The sequence below is a fragment of the Amphritea atlantica genome (genome assembly GCF_900111095.1).
In the GTDB taxonomy this organism is placed as follows: Bacteria; Pseudomonadota; Gammaproteobacteria; order Pseudomonadales; family Balneatricaceae; genus Amphritea; species Amphritea atlantica.
Window position 1 is genome coordinate 536,426 of record NZ_FOGB01000002.1, and the last position, 13,912, is coordinate 550,337.

At 53.8% G+C, this 13,912-nt stretch carries 11 protein-coding genes; 9 read left to right on the forward strand and 2 right to left on the reverse strand.

Features of this window, described 5'->3' with window-relative positions; translation table 11 throughout:
- Positions 1–81: 81 nt before the first annotated feature.
- The 6 genes from BMY09_RS05765 to BMY09_RS05790 all read left to right on the forward strand — a co-directional run bounded on the left by BMY09_RS05765 (position 82) and on the right by BMY09_RS05790 (position 8,893).
- Positions 82–1,728 (forward strand): DUF1302 domain-containing protein, encoded by a 1,647-nt coding sequence (locus BMY09_RS05765; RefSeq protein ID WP_091355149.1) that lies wholly within the window; start codon positions 82–84, stop codon positions 1,726–1,728.
- 24 nt (positions 1,729–1,752) lie between these two features.
- On the forward strand, positions 1,753–3,111 hold the full coding sequence (locus BMY09_RS05770; protein WP_091355152.1) for a DUF1329 domain-containing protein: 1,359 nt from the start codon (positions 1,753–1,755) through the stop codon (positions 3,109–3,111).
- An 85-nt stretch (positions 3,112–3,196) separates the two neighbouring features.
- On the forward strand, positions 3,197–4,315 hold the full coding sequence (locus BMY09_RS05775) for a WD40/YVTN/BNR-like repeat-containing protein (protein WP_175483449.1): 1,119 nt from the start codon (positions 3,197–3,199) through the stop codon (positions 4,313–4,315).
- A 4-nt stretch (positions 4,316–4,319) separates the two neighbouring features.
- A complete protein-coding gene (locus BMY09_RS05780) occupies positions 4,320–6,830 on the forward strand; it encodes an efflux RND transporter permease subunit (RefSeq protein ID WP_245756510.1) in 2,511 nt (836 codons plus the stop codon).
- Positions 6,823–7,767, forward strand: a complete 945-nt coding sequence (locus BMY09_RS05785) for an alpha/beta hydrolase (protein ID WP_091355155.1) — start codon at positions 6,823–6,825, stop codon at positions 7,765–7,767. Before BMY09_RS05780 ends, BMY09_RS05785 begins: the two co-directional genes overlap by 8 nt.
- A 28-nt stretch (positions 7,768–7,795) precedes the next feature.
- Positions 7,796–8,893 (forward strand): NAD(P)-dependent alcohol dehydrogenase, encoded by a 1,098-nt coding sequence (locus BMY09_RS05790; RefSeq protein WP_091355157.1) that lies wholly within the window; start codon positions 7,796–7,798, stop codon positions 8,891–8,893.
- A 144-nt stretch (positions 8,894–9,037) separates the two neighbouring features.
- On the opposite strand, the gene BMY09_RS05795 is transcribed toward BMY09_RS05790, so the two are convergent.
- The gene (locus BMY09_RS05795) at positions 9,038–11,188 is read right to left on the reverse strand and encodes a TonB-dependent receptor (protein ID WP_091355160.1); all 2,151 of its coding nucleotides are present in this window, start codon (positions 11,186–11,188) and stop codon (positions 9,038–9,040) included.
- Positions 11,189–11,405: 217 nt separating this feature from the next.
- Here BMY09_RS05795 and BMY09_RS05800 point away from each other — a divergent pair, with 217 nt between their 5' ends.
- Genes BMY09_RS05800 through BMY09_RS05810 form a run of 3 tightly spaced genes read left to right on the forward strand, consistent with a single transcriptional unit; the run spans position 11,406 to position 12,560 of the window.
- Positions 11,406–11,999, forward strand: a complete 594-nt coding sequence (locus BMY09_RS05800; RefSeq protein ID WP_091355163.1) for a CoA pyrophosphatase — start codon at positions 11,406–11,408, stop codon at positions 11,997–11,999.
- Between the two features lie 44 nt (positions 12,000–12,043).
- Positions 12,044–12,241: a DUF1289 domain-containing protein gene (locus BMY09_RS05805; RefSeq protein WP_091355164.1), complete on the forward strand. Its 198-nt coding sequence runs from the start codon at positions 12,044–12,046 to the stop codon at positions 12,239–12,241.
- A 13-nt stretch (positions 12,242–12,254) separates the two neighbouring features.
- The gene (locus tag BMY09_RS05810) at positions 12,255–12,560 is read left to right on the forward strand and encodes an MTH1187 family thiamine-binding protein (protein ID WP_091355167.1); all 306 of its coding nucleotides are present in this window, start codon (positions 12,255–12,257) and stop codon (positions 12,558–12,560) included.
- Here the strand turns inward: BMY09_RS05810 and BMY09_RS05815 are convergent, their stop codons facing one another.
- The gene (locus tag BMY09_RS05815) at positions 12,561–13,844 is read right to left on the reverse strand and encodes an HlyC/CorC family transporter (RefSeq protein WP_091355169.1); all 1,284 of its coding nucleotides are present in this window, start codon (positions 13,842–13,844) and stop codon (positions 12,561–12,563) included.
- Between the last annotated feature and the right edge of the window lie 68 nt (positions 13,845–13,912).

Genomic DNA, 13,912 nt, shown 5'->3' on the forward strand with positions numbered 1-13,912 from the left:
AACCAATATTTTTTGCAGCGCTGCCGACGATCAGTCTCTCAGCCGCATAACAACGTTTAATTCAAAGCGAAGGAATAAAATATGAATAACAACTCCCGCTTAAAATCCTTGCCCCTGACAAGAACGTCATTAAAGCCCCTGACGGTTGCCATTTCACTGGCAACGGTTCTATGCGTTCCAGAGGCACTGGCGTATAAAATTGATACCGGTAATCCTGATATCAGACTGCGCTGGGATAACACCTTTAAATACAGTGCGGCATTCAGGGTGGAAGACAAGTCAGACTCTCTGCTGGCCGATGTTAACTATGATGATGGTGACCGCAACTTCGATAAAGGGCTAATATCCAACAGACTCGACTGGCTGACCGAACTGGATGCCCGTTATAAAGATTATGGAGTAAGGGTGAGTGGCGCTGCCTGGTATGACTCGGTGTATAACCAGAGCAACGATAACGACTCGCCGTTTACCAATAATGCCACCAGCGTCAAAAACAACAAGTTCACCGACGAAACCCGCGATGTGCATGGACGTAAGGCCGAGCTGCTGGATGCGTTTGTCTACGGTAACTTTGACCTCGGTGATATGCGCAGCAACCTGCGTCTGGGACGCCACTCACTGGTATACGGTGAAACGCTTTTCTTTGGTGCCAACGGTATCGCTGATGCTCAGGGCCCCATCGATCTGATCAAACTGTTAAGCGTACCGAGCACACAGTTTAAAGAGGTGTTGCGGCCGGTTAACCAGTTGTCTGGCACCTTGCAGATCAGTCCGGAACTGTCTTTGGGCGGTTACTACCAGTTCGGCTGGGAAGAGACCCGTCTGCCGGGTGTCGGCAGCTATCTGTCCAATATTGACTGGGCCGGTCCCGGTACTGAATCACTGATCGCCGGTCCCGGGGTTGTCTGGAATCATATCTCAGATGTCGAACCGGATGATTCCGGTCAGGGTGGTCTGAAACTGCGTATCGCCCCGGAAGAGAGTGATTTTGAGTATGGTCTTTACTATGCCCGCTATCACGCCAAGACGCCGTCGGGCTTCTATTTTGACCCGGTCGGGGGGACTATCCGCACCGTCTATGGTCAGGATATTGACACCTTTGGCGCCAGTGCGACTACCTCCATTGGTCAGCTGAATATCGCGGCGGAAGCATCGATGCGCACTAACGCCCCGCTCAACAGTGATCCGCAGATCTCCGTCGGCCAGACCGCCGATAACGATAACAACATTCTTTATGCGGTGGGTAAGACCGCCCATGCCAACCTTTCCGGTATCTATGTATTGCAGCCAAGTTCCCTATGGGATGGCGGTGCATTGCTGGGTGAGCTGGCGTGGAACCGGGTGGTGTCGGTCGATAAGAATCCGAATGCGCTGGATCCTAACAGTACCCGCGACGCCTGGGCGATGCGGATGATCTTTTCGCCAGCCTACTTTCAGGTATTGCCAGGTCTGGATGTCGAAGTGCCTGTCGGCCTTGGATACAACTTTGCCGGGCGTTCCGGCGCGGTTGCCAATATGAATGGTGGTGCCTCTTACGGCGGTGATTTCTCTCTGGGGGTTAACGGAACCTACCAGAACACCTGGAAACTGGGAGCCAGTTATGTGCGTTTTCTCGGCGACGAGTTCAGCTTCGTAACGCCGCAGAACAACCCGGCTCCGGCGCTTTCATTTAAACAGACCCGTGCCGACCGGGATTTTGTGTCGCTGTATATTCAGCGCAGTTTCTAACCGAATTCAGTGGAGATAAAAATAATGAAAAATACACTTAAAGCACTGGTGACAGGGGTTGCTCTGGCACTGACCTCACAACTCTCGCTGGCCGCTGTTGATGCCCAGACGGCAGCACAACTTAACACTACGCTGACGCCACTGGGGGCGGAAAAATCAGGCAATGCTGCGGGCACCATTCCCGAGTGGAAAGGTGGCTATACCACCGTGGCGGCCGGTTATAAAAGTGGTGAGGTACGTCCTGATCCATTTGCCAGTGATAAACCGCTGTTTACCATTACAGCTGCAAATCTGGCGCAATACAGTGATCAGTTGAGTGATGGCGTCAAAGCCCTGTTTGCCAAAAATCCTGATTTTCGCATGAATATCTATCCCACCCATCGTTCGGCAGCGGCACCTGAATGGGTTTATAGCAATACCGAAAAGAATGCCACCCGCGCGGAACTGGCAGCGGATGAAACCTCCGTCAGTGGTGCTTATGGTGGCATCCCGTTCCCGATTCCAAAAACCGGTGCCGAGGTGATGTGGAATCATCGCTTAGGCTGGTCGGGAGAATCGGTCGAGTATGCGATGAAAACCTATATTGTGACTGCCGATGGGCATCGCTCGCTGGCCAGTGAAGGTGATGAGTTGATGCAGTTTCCTTACTATTACAAGGAGGGGGACGCTGCCGACTATAGCGGTGTAAACCAGTTAGGGCGTTTTATTGTGACCGGTCCGGCGTCTAAGGCCGGCGAAGCAATCCTGGTTCATGACCCGTCAATCGCCGGGAAAAAACGCGCTATCTGGCAGTATCTGGTGGGGCAGCGCCGGGTGCGTAAAGCGCCATCTGTTGCCTATGATACTCCCGATTTCGTCACCTCGGGGGTCGGCTTGTTTGATGAGGCCTTTATGATGTTTGGCCCTATTGATCGCCATCACTATAAGTTGCTGGGCAAAAAAGAGCTCTTTATCCCTTACAACAATAACCGTGCCGCGCAGGTGAGTATTGATGAGCTGATGGGTGAGCATTTTCTCAATCCGGAGAATGTCCGCTGGGAACTGCATCGGGTCTGGGTGGTAGATGCTGAACTGAAAGACGGCATGCGTCACACCGTACCGAAGCGTACCTATTATGTCGACGAAGACAGCTGGAAAATTGTCCTGTTTGATGGCTGGGATGCTAAAGGTGATCTGTGGCGCATGAACTACTCACTGACCTATCTGGTGCCCGAACTGCCAGCATTGGTGACTAATGTGATGTGGGGGGGGTATGACCTGCAAACCGGCGCGTACTATCTGAACGCTGCCATGAATGGTGGTACCCCACATTACCGGGTGCGTGAACCGATATCTGAAGGCACCTGGAGTCCGGTAGAACTGGCCAACCAGGGGGCTCGCTAATATCTCGCAATCCGTATTTGATCGTTGCCTGACGGCTGCTGTAAACCACAGCAGCTGATCTCAGGCGATGATCAGGAGTTTTCTGATGGTCGTATTTTCCAATTCAACATTAAGAAACCGGCTGGCGGGAGGTTGCCTGCTGTTGCTGATGGCCGGGCAAAGCTGGACCGCTGTGGCTGCCGCTGAAACCGGATTTACTGCGCTGGACAAGCCGGCACAGATCACTGCTCAGTCAGTGCATAAAACCATATTGTCGGTTGCACGGGCGGGTCAGCGGCTGGTGGCTGTGGGTGAAGAGGGCATTATTCTGTTATCGGACGATAACGGTCAGCACTGGAATCAGATCGTGTCGCCGGTGTCTGCCGCGCTAACTGAGGTGCAGTTTGTCGACTCCCGTCATGGCTGGATTGTCGGCCACTATGGCGTGGTGCTGGCGACCACGGATGGCGGTGAAACCTGGCAAAAACAACTGGATGGGATTCAGGCGGCACAGTTATTGTTAGCGGATGTTCAGCTGCGCGGTGGCGATGAGCGTGAGCTGCGTGAAGCGCGCCGCTTAATCGATGATGGCCCTGATAAACCCTTTCTCAATCTGCATTTCACTGATGCCCTCAACGGCTTTGTTTTCGGTGCCTACAACCTCATCTATCGTACCCATGATGGTGGTCAGAGCTGGCAGCCGTGGCTGAGTCGGGTTGATAACCCGATGGGGCTGCATCTGTATGGTATGGCCGAGGCGGATGGGGTGCTGATGATGGCCGGAGAGCAGGGGACTCTGCTGCGTTCCCGTGATGCCGGAGAACATTTTGAAGCGCTCGACTCGCCTTATGATGGCAGCTTTTTCGGTATTATCGCTGAGCCGGATGGGGCGTTTGTCGTCTATGGCCTGCGGGGGCACCTGTTCCGTTCAGTCGACAATGGTGACAGCTGGACTCAGCTTGATACCCGGGAAGAGGTTGCACTCAGTGCGGCGTCGATGCTGGCGGATGGGCGGCTGCTGGTGGTGAGTCAGAGTGGCTCGCTGCTGGTTAACCGGAATGACAGCGGTTTTGCGCCGGTAGCGGATCTGCCAGCGTTGCCGTTAGCGGATGTTGTTCAGTCGGCTGACGGGGCGGCCATTGTTGCCAGTCTGGCCGGTGTTCATCGATTTGATCTGCCCGGGCGTATTGCCAGGGATAGTACGTCCGGCAGTGTGAAGGAATAGCGTTGTGAATAGTGCGAATAATATAAAAACCGCTGCAGCGAGCTCGCAGCCGGAAGCGTTCGATCCCCATTCCGGATCGTTTATTGAGCGACTGGTGTTTAATCAGCGCCGGCTGGTGTTGGTATTTTGCCTGATCATCAGTATCGGGCTGGGCTGGCAGGCATCTCAGTTGGGACTGAATGCCAGCTTTGAAAAGATGATCCCCACCGGACATCCGTTTATTACCAATTTTCTTGCCAACCGTTCCAGTCTGGCCGGGCTGGGGAACTCTCTGCGGGTTGCTGTCGGTGTTAAACAGGGGACTATCTACGATCAGCAGTATCTGCAAACACTGCAGCAGATCAATGATGAACTCTACCTGTTGCCAGGGGTTGATCGTCCCTATCTGAAGTCGCTGTGGACCCCCAGTACCCGCTGGATCGCCGTCACCGAAGAGGGCATGGATGGCGGTACGGTGATTCCTGGTAATTTTGATGGTTCTGCCGCGAGTCTGGAACAGGTTCGCCTGAATGTGCAGCGCTCCGGTGAGATCGGCCAGCTGGTGTCAGCTAATTTCCGCTCCAGTATTGTCTATGTGCCGTTGCTGGATAAAGATCCTCGCACCGGCGAACCCCTGGATTACGGTCAACTGTCCCGTCAACTGGAGCAGATCAGAACCAGGTACCAGAGCGATAATATTGAGATTCATATCACCGGTTTTGCCAAGATTGTCGGTGATCTGATCGAAGGGATGCAGCAGGTTCTGGTGTTTTTCGTACTGGCGGTGGCGATTGCCACAGCGGTACTGTTTGCCTATACCCGCTGCCTGCGTAGCTCGCTGCTGGTGATGGGGTGCTCCCTGATCGGGGTGCTATGGCAACTGGGAATGCTGCAGCTGTTTGGCTTCGATCTGAACCCCTATTCGATCCTTGTACCGTTTCTGGTCTTTGCCATCGGTATCAGCCATGGTGCGCAGAAGATGAACGGCGTGATGCGCGATATTGGTAGTGGTATGGCGCCCTATGTGGCCACCCGCAATACCTTCCGTCGTCTGTTCCGCACCGGTATCGCGGCGCTGATTACCGATGCCTTTGGCTTTGCCGTTTTGCTGGTGATCGATATCGGTGTGATCCGCGAGCTGGCGATTGCGGCCAGTCTGGGGGTGGCGGTGCTGATTATCAGTAATCTGGTGCTGTTGCCGGTACTGCTCTCCTATATCGGTGTCACACCTAAGGCAGCTGCGCGCTCGGTTGAGCATGACTGCGTTGGTGCTGGTGATGACGGCAGTGATCGTGAAATTCATCAGGTACTGCCCGGACGGTTGTGGAAATTCTTTGCCCTGTTTACTGAGCGTAAATGGGCGTTGACAGCGTTGACGGTGGCGGCCGGACTGGCGGTGTTTGGTTCGGTGGTCGGCAGCCGCTTACAGATCGGTGATCTGGAACCGGGGGCGCCTGAGTTGCGGGCAGATTCCCGTTATAACCTGGATACCGCCTTTATGGCCGATAACTATGCCGCCAGTTCCGATATCTTCGTGGTGATGGTGAAAACCGCCGTGGATAGCTGTACCCATTACTCAGTCTTGTCGAAGGTCCGTGAGCTGACCGGGCAGCTGGAACGGCTGCCCGGTGTTGAATCGACCAACTCAATGGCGCGGCTCTCCCGCTATGCGATGGTGGGCTACAACGAGGGCAACTTTAAATGGCTGGAGTTGATTCCCAACAATGCAGCGCTGGGAGCGGTGCAGGCTCGGGCACCACGGGAGCTGTTTAATGCGGATTGCAGTTTGTTATCAGTATATGTCTATCTCAAGGATCATAAGGCCGCGACGCTTAACAGTGTGGTTGAAGTCGCGCAGACATTTGCCGCTGATAACAGCGATGATGAGGCTCGCTTCATGCTGGCAGCGGGCAACTCCGGTATTGAAGCGGCTACCAATATCGTGGTGAAAAAAGCGATGAATCAGATGATGTACATGGTCTACGGTGCGGTGATTATTCTCTGCTGGATCACCTTCCGCACCTGGCGTGGTGTCGTGGCGGCGGTGTTGCCACTGATGCTGACCTCGGTGATGTGTCAGGCGCTGATGGTCAAACTGGGAATCGGCGTTAAGGTGGCGATTCTGCCGGTGATTGCGCTGGGGGTGGGGATCGGTGTGGATTACGCGCTGTATGTTCTGTCTGTGTTACTGATGGGACTGCGCTTCGGCATGACGGTCACCCAGGCTTATCAGCTGGCGTTGCGTCAGACCGGTCGGATCGTGATGCTGACCGGGGCAACCCTGGCGGTGGGGGTGGCTACCTGGGTGTTTTCCCCGATCCTTTTTCAGGCGGATATGGGGATCCTGCTAGCCTTTATGTTCCTGTTTAACATGCTGGGAGCGTTGATTCTGTTGCCGGCGCTGGCGCATTTCCTGTTTGGTTCTACGGTGCTTGCTCCGCCTGTTAGCAGCAGTGCGCCAGGGCAGAAGCACAATAGTCATGATCCGGATGGTCTCAAAAGCCAGCCTTTAACTGAGGAAAACAGCCATGCTTGATCCGCAGATAAAAGGCATTTTGGAACAGGCGATAGCTGCCGGTGCGCCGGACTTTGCTGATCTGCCCCCCGCGGTTGGCCGTGAGGTTTACAGCCAGATACTGGCGGCCACCGATGTTGCCGTCGCTGACGGGGTGAATATTTCTGATCTGAGCATACCCGGCCCCGGCGGTGAACTGGCGTTGCGGTGTTACCGTCCGGAGGGACAGGATCAACTGGCTGGCGCGGTGCTCTATCTGCACGGTGGCGGTTTTGTGGTGGGCTGCCCCCGGGATTATGACGGTGTTGTCAGTCAGCTAAGCCGGTTGTCCGGCTGTCTGATTGTGCAGGTGGATTACCGTCTGGCACCGGAGCACCCCTACCCGGCGGCCGTCGAAGATAGTTACGCAGCACTCTGCTGGCTGGCAGATGCAGCGTCGGAGCTGGGGGTTGCACCCGGACAGATTGCGTTGGCCGGTGATAGCGCTGGTGCAAATCTGGCCGCGGTCTGTGCGTTGCTGGCACGGGATCATGCAGGTCCCTCAGTCCGCCAGCAAACCCTTATTTACCCCACTGCATCGGGCCCCGATACCGGGTATGACTCTTATGAAAAATATGGTGAGGGCTATACGCTGACCAACCGCAGTATGGTCTATTTTATGGAGCATTATCTGGCAGGCAGTGTTGAGCCGGTGGATTTTCGGCTTGCACCGCTGGAAGCTGAAAAACTATCAGATTTGCCCCCGACTCTGATTCAGGTGGCGGGGTTTGATCCGCTGCGGGATGAAGGTATGGCGTACGCTGAGGCACTGAAACAAGCGGGTAACTCCGTCAACCTGACTGAGTATCCGCAGCTGGTGCACGGTTATATCAGCATGTCCGGTGCGGTGGCTGCAGCGGGGCGTGCGGTTGATGAAGTGGCGACCGTCTGGCGGCAGGTTTTTAGTTCTGTTGCGTAAACCGAGATAATAATAACAGGAGAAATTTATGAAGATTCAAGCGGCTGTAGCCCGAACTGTACATGGGCCACTGACTCTGGAAGGTCTGGAACTTGAGGAACCACGGGCGGATGAAATTCTGGTGCGCGTGGTGGCGACCGGTGTCTGTCATACCGATATCGTGGTGCGCGATGGCATGCTGCCAACGCCGATGCCTGTGGTATTGGGACATGAGGGGGCCGGTGTGGTTGAAAAGGTGGGAGCCAGTGTGACCAAAGTGGCTCCGGGTGACCATGTGGTGATGACCTATAACTCCTGTGGCGGCTGCCCCAGCTGTGAGGAACATGCCCCCAGTTACTGCCATGAGTTTTTCCCCCGCAATTTTTTTGCTACCCGGGAGGATGGCACGACGGCGCTGTCAAAAGAGGGCGAGGTGATCCAGAGTAACTTCTTCGGTCAGTCCTCGTTTGCCACCCATGCGCTGTGCCATGAGCGCAACATCGTCAAAGTCACCGATGCGGTATCGCTGGATCTGCTCGGACCGCTGGCCTGTGGCGTGCAAACCGGTGCAGGTGCGGTTATCAATGCGTTGCAAGTGAAGGCGGGTAGGTCGATTGCGATCTTTGGTACCGGCTCGGTAGGGCTGTCAGCGGTGATGGCTGCCCATGCGATGGGTGCCACGACTATTATTGCCGTTGATATGAATGATGAGCGACTGGCCTTTGCCGAAGAGGTGGGGGCGACACACAGTCTGAATCCCTCTAACGGTGATGTGACCGCTGCAATCATGGAGATCACCGGTTACGGTGTCGACTATGCACTGGATACCACCGGACTGACTCCGGTGATCAGGGGCGCGGTATTGAGCCTGGCTCCACGGGGTTGTTGTGGTGTGCTGGGGGCGTCAGCTCCGGGTAGTGAGATTGTGCTCGATGAAGTGCACTTTATGAGTGGCGGTCGTCGTCTGATCGGTATCGTTGAAGGTGAATCGAATCCAGACAGTTTTATTCCGCAGCTGATCGATCTCTATCAGCAGGGTAAATTTCCCTTCGATAAGATGGTCAGGTTCTACCCATTTGAGCAGATTAACGAGGCGATTGCGGATTCAGAGTCCGGTGTCACCATCAAACCTGTGGTCAGAATGTAGGATGCCTTAGCGAAAGTGAATTAGCCCATACTTTCGTAGGCAATTGGAAAACAGGTATTGTTTTCGTGCCCACCACCTGCGTTTTTTGCAGGTGGTGTTTTTTGCATTTTAAACCACGTTTTTCTATAGGTAGCTGCAGAGATCTCAGAACTGATAGCTATAACTTAACATCACACTGCGGGGTGCACCCGGCGAGTATGATTTGTCCCCACTGGTATCTTTTTTAACCTCCACAGCATAGCGTTTATCAAACAGGTTCTGCACATTCAGACTGAGCGTGTGAGGCCCGGTCTCATAGCCAAGATTGGCATTGGTGACAAAATCATAACCACCATAGGTTTCAGTGTTAGCGTTATCCAGGTAATACTCCCCCCAGCTGTCGGCCTGCAGCCTTAGTTTAACCCCGCTCGGATGTTTATAGTCCAGGCTGAAACTGTAATAGTGCTCGGGAATAAAGGGCAGCTGATTGCCGGAGCGGTCGAAGTTTGTCGGTACGCCCATGACGTATACAACTTCCGAAAAATCATCATATTTGTAATCACTGTAAGCGTAGTTGAAGCCCAGTTGCAGTTCGCCGGGCACGCTATCCTGCAGTACATTGACACTGCTGCTGAATTCGATCCCTTTTTTATCAGTACGGCCCGCGTTCTGGTAGATCGTCTCACCATCGGTACGCACCTGAATAATTTCGTCATCCACTGTGCTGGCATAGGCGCTCAGATCAAACTGCCAGTCATGGGTACGTCCTTTCAGGCCAAATTCGACACTGGTATTGGTTGCGCTGCGCAGATCTTCATTGCTGCCCAGTTCGCTGGAGTAGGGGACCTGTTCCCCCTGAGAGATATTGCCAAACAGAGTGAAGGTATCATTCAGTTTATAGCTGCTGCCGATACGGGGGGCAAACAGGGTAAAGGTACGGGTGAGTGAGCTATCGCCGCCGCTGCCGGGAATGGTCAGATAACCGCCCATGCCATAGTTGTAAGAGGTATCGCTGTTCCAGGTGTCCTGGTCTATTTTGATCTGATCCAGGCGGAAACCCGCATCGATTAACAGACGGTCTGTCGGGCGCAGGTTTTCCTGCAAAAATACACCGTACACGGTGTTGACTGAATCCTCTATCTCCAGCAGTGCTCCTTTGCGGTCTGAAAGCGTTCTGATAATTCGTGGGCCTGCGGTGACGATATCGGCATAGGCATATTTGCGTGCGTTATCGGTACGGTCCTGACGGAAGGTCACGCCACTGACCAGATTATCTTCCCCCATCAGGTTATGACGATAGTCCAGTTCAAGGTCGGTGCCGAATATCGCCACGCCGTCAGTGTCGTTGATCACGCCGGTGACCGGGTGAAAGTGACTCCACTGGTTGTAATACACCCGGGGTCTGAAGGTCAGGTCGCCCAGATCGACGCTCAGGCGACTATTAAAAAAGACGATCTCTGAGTTTCGGGCGGTGTTTTTAAAGGCGGAATCATTGTCAGTCTGTTTGCCGGTTTTTTTAAACTCAGCGAACTGGGCCTCATCCATACTGCCCGGCAGGTTGAGATCGGAGTGGGTCATGCTCAGTTCCATCTCCAGTTCAGAGTTATCGCTGGGCAGAATCCCTCCTTTAATACTTAGCTGATTGGATTCATATTCGTTGTTGCGCCGCCAGTCGTTATCCTGCGCCCGGTGTGAGGCGGTAATGGCCAGAGCGTTGCCCTCCTCTGTCATCCAGGATTTGCGCAGATGCAGATTACGGGTGCCCTCGTCGCCAAGCCCCAGTCTGAGCTGATCCCGGCGATCATCAAACACCGATTTGGAGATGATATGAATGGCGCCACCGGTAGATCCTGTTGCATAAATATTCGCCGGACCTTTGCTGACCTCGATCTGCTCGATGTCCTGGGTATCGATAAAGTCCATGCGGGTAAAGCTATCAGGATCGGTGACCGGCACTCCGTCCCGCAGCACCATGATTTCGCGGATACCGTATTGTGCTTTCAGCCCGGCACCACGGACAATCAGTCGTGAACTGCTGCCGCCGCTGGTGGACTGAATCAGGACGCCGGGCGTGCCTTTCAGGGCATCGGCGATATTGAACATCTTCTCCTGTTCCAGCCGTTTCTGATCAATAATAGAGATGCTTTCCGGTACTTCAGCTGAGGTTCTCTCAGTACGGGTGGCGGTGACCGTGATAACGTCTGCAGCACTTTTCTCGGTATCACTCTCTTCCGCCTGCACGCAGGTGCCGGTAAGTGCGGCGGTCACCATGATTGTCAGATGATAGCGGGAAAAGTCCGGTAGATAGTTATTCATAGAGGAGTCCGTTCAGAAATTTAGTCTGCGCGGAAAATAAGCAATTACACCGATAGTGACAATGTGACATGTTGTCGCGTGGCAAACTGCCGCACTCATCATCTAACGAGATGAATCGCGGTTAATCGATGTATCAGAACTAAACTTTCGTTTAAACCAGCGGTATGATGTTCTGATACCATCCACTTCAGATTATAAGTAGTTCACAGTAATACCCATGATAAGTCAGCTGAAACAACGATTAGTCGGATATGCCCCGAGGACGCTTGATAATGGTGGCCCGCAAGCCAGTGTGCTGATTGCGCTGACCGACAATCCAGCGGGTCCGGAAGTGATTCTGACCCGTCGCTGTGATCACCTGAGCACCCACAGCGGCGAGATCGCCTTTCCCGGTGGCAAGCGTGACGATACCGATCCTGATCTGCTTTTTACCGCGTTGCGTGAAGCGCAGGAAGAGGTGGGGCTTGATCCGGACAGGGTGGAAATTATTGGCTCATTGGGCGATCTGTTGTCGAAGCATATGCTGCAGGTGAGGCCCTATGTTGGCGTAATACCCAGCGATATTGAGTTGATACCGAATCTGGATGAGCTGGACCGGATTCACCGGGTGCCGCTGAGTTTTTTTCTCGATGATCATCGGCATCACACCGATAAAATCAGGTTCCGGGGGATGACTCACTATGTACCCGCGTATGAGTATGAGGGTGATATAATCTGGGGGCTGACCGCTTATATGCTGGTGGAGTTGCTCAACGTCGGGTTTGATGCCCGGATTCCGATGAAAATCAGGCCTGAGCACAGTCTCCGGTAAGCGTTATCAGATAGATCCCGTTTTTAACCCGACAGAATTGAACTATGAATAATGAGTTTGCACCAGCCCGTCCGATCCGCTCTCCCTGTATTGGCGTATGTGCCCTTGATGAGAAGGATCTGTGTGTCGCCTGCCGTCGAAGCGGTATGGAGATTGCCGAATGGGGCGTCTTAACCGAAGAGCAGAAAAAAGCTGTGTGGGCGCTGATCCGACAGCGGGAAGCGGAAGACCGGAAGGGCTGAGCCGGAGAATAGTATGAAAGTGATGATCGATCTTTGTGTCGTGCCCGTGGGGGTAGGCACCTCCGTTTCTGCCTACGTCACCGCCTGCCAGCGGGTTTTGCAGGATGCGGGACTGACACATCAGATGCATGCTTATGGCACTGATATTGAGGGCGAATGGGATGAGGTGTTTGCCGCCGTGAAACGCTGTCATGAAGTGGTGCATGAGATGGGGGCGGTGCGGATCAGCAGTAGTATGCGTATCGGCACCCGCACTGATCGGGATCAAACCATGGATGATAAGATCAACAGCGTTAAAGCACAGCTGAAGAAGACCTGATCAGTCTTCCTCCTCCTCTTCAAAATCCCGGTATTGCTCGATCGCCCGGATGGTTTTGATCTGGTTGTCGCTGACCTGCAGGGTTTCAATCCGGTAGTTGCCGATCAGCATACAGATATTGGCATCCGGAATCGCTTCCAGTATCTCCATCACCAGCCCGTTAATGGTTTTGGGACCATCGGTGGGCAGGTTCCAGTTGAGCGATTTGTTAACATCGCGGATATTGGCGGTGCCATCGATAAAGTAGCTGCCATCAGCCTGAGGATAAATATCCTGATTGTCGTCTTTGCCGTTGAGTGACATTTCGCCAACGATCTCTTCGAGAATATCTTCCAGGGTAACCACCCCCTGAATATCACCATACTCATCCACCACCAGTGCAATACGGCGGCTTTCCTGCTGGAAGTTCAGCAGCTGAGTTTGCAGCGGAGTGCTTTCCGGCACAAAGTAGGGTTCGTGTATCACCTGAAGAATCGCGGCTTTAGTGACCGACTCCTGCCTGAATACCTGCGCCAGATTGCGCATATGCAGGATACCGACCACTTTATTCAGCTCTCCGCGGTAGACCGGCAACCGGGTGTGGGCGGTATTGCTTAACTGATCAATAATAACTTCCAGATCGTTGTCCATATCGATACCGATCACCTCGTTGCGGGGGATCATAATATCGTTAACGGTGACTTCATCCAGTTCCAGTACCCCCAGCAGCATTGACTGATTGCGCTGCTGCAGTACCGCACCGGACTCATTTACCAGTGTTCGCAGCTCTTCAGTGCTGAGATGGTGATGCTCGCCCGCAGTGACCTTGATGCCGAGCAGTTTGAGCAGGTTGTTGGTGATCAGATTGACGATCCAGACGAGAGGGTAGAGCAGTTTCAGCAGTGGCTGAAGCACAAAAGCGGCCGGGAAGGCGATCTTTTCCGGATGGAGTGCCGCAACGGTCTTGGGTGTGACTTCAGCGAAGATAAGAATAACCATGGTCAGGGCGGCGGTGGCGATGAATATGCCTCCCTCTCCCCAAAGCTTAACCGCAATGATGGTAGCGATCGACGACGCCAGGATATTGACGAAGTTGTTGCCGATGAGAATGACGCCAATCAGTCGATCCGGGCGCTTCAGCAATTTGTTCGCCTTAACCGCACCCCGGTGACGATTTTTCACCAGGTGCCTCAGCCGATAGCGGTTCAGAGACATCATGCCGGTCTCAGAACTTGAGAAAAAAGCTGAGCAGAGAATCAGAAATAGAAGCAGTCCCAACAGGGACTCGATCGATGCGCCTTCCAAGACGGTAAACCTATGGTTGCTAGTTGGAGAGTCATTGTCGGGTTTAACCCCCGATAGTGTCAAGCATA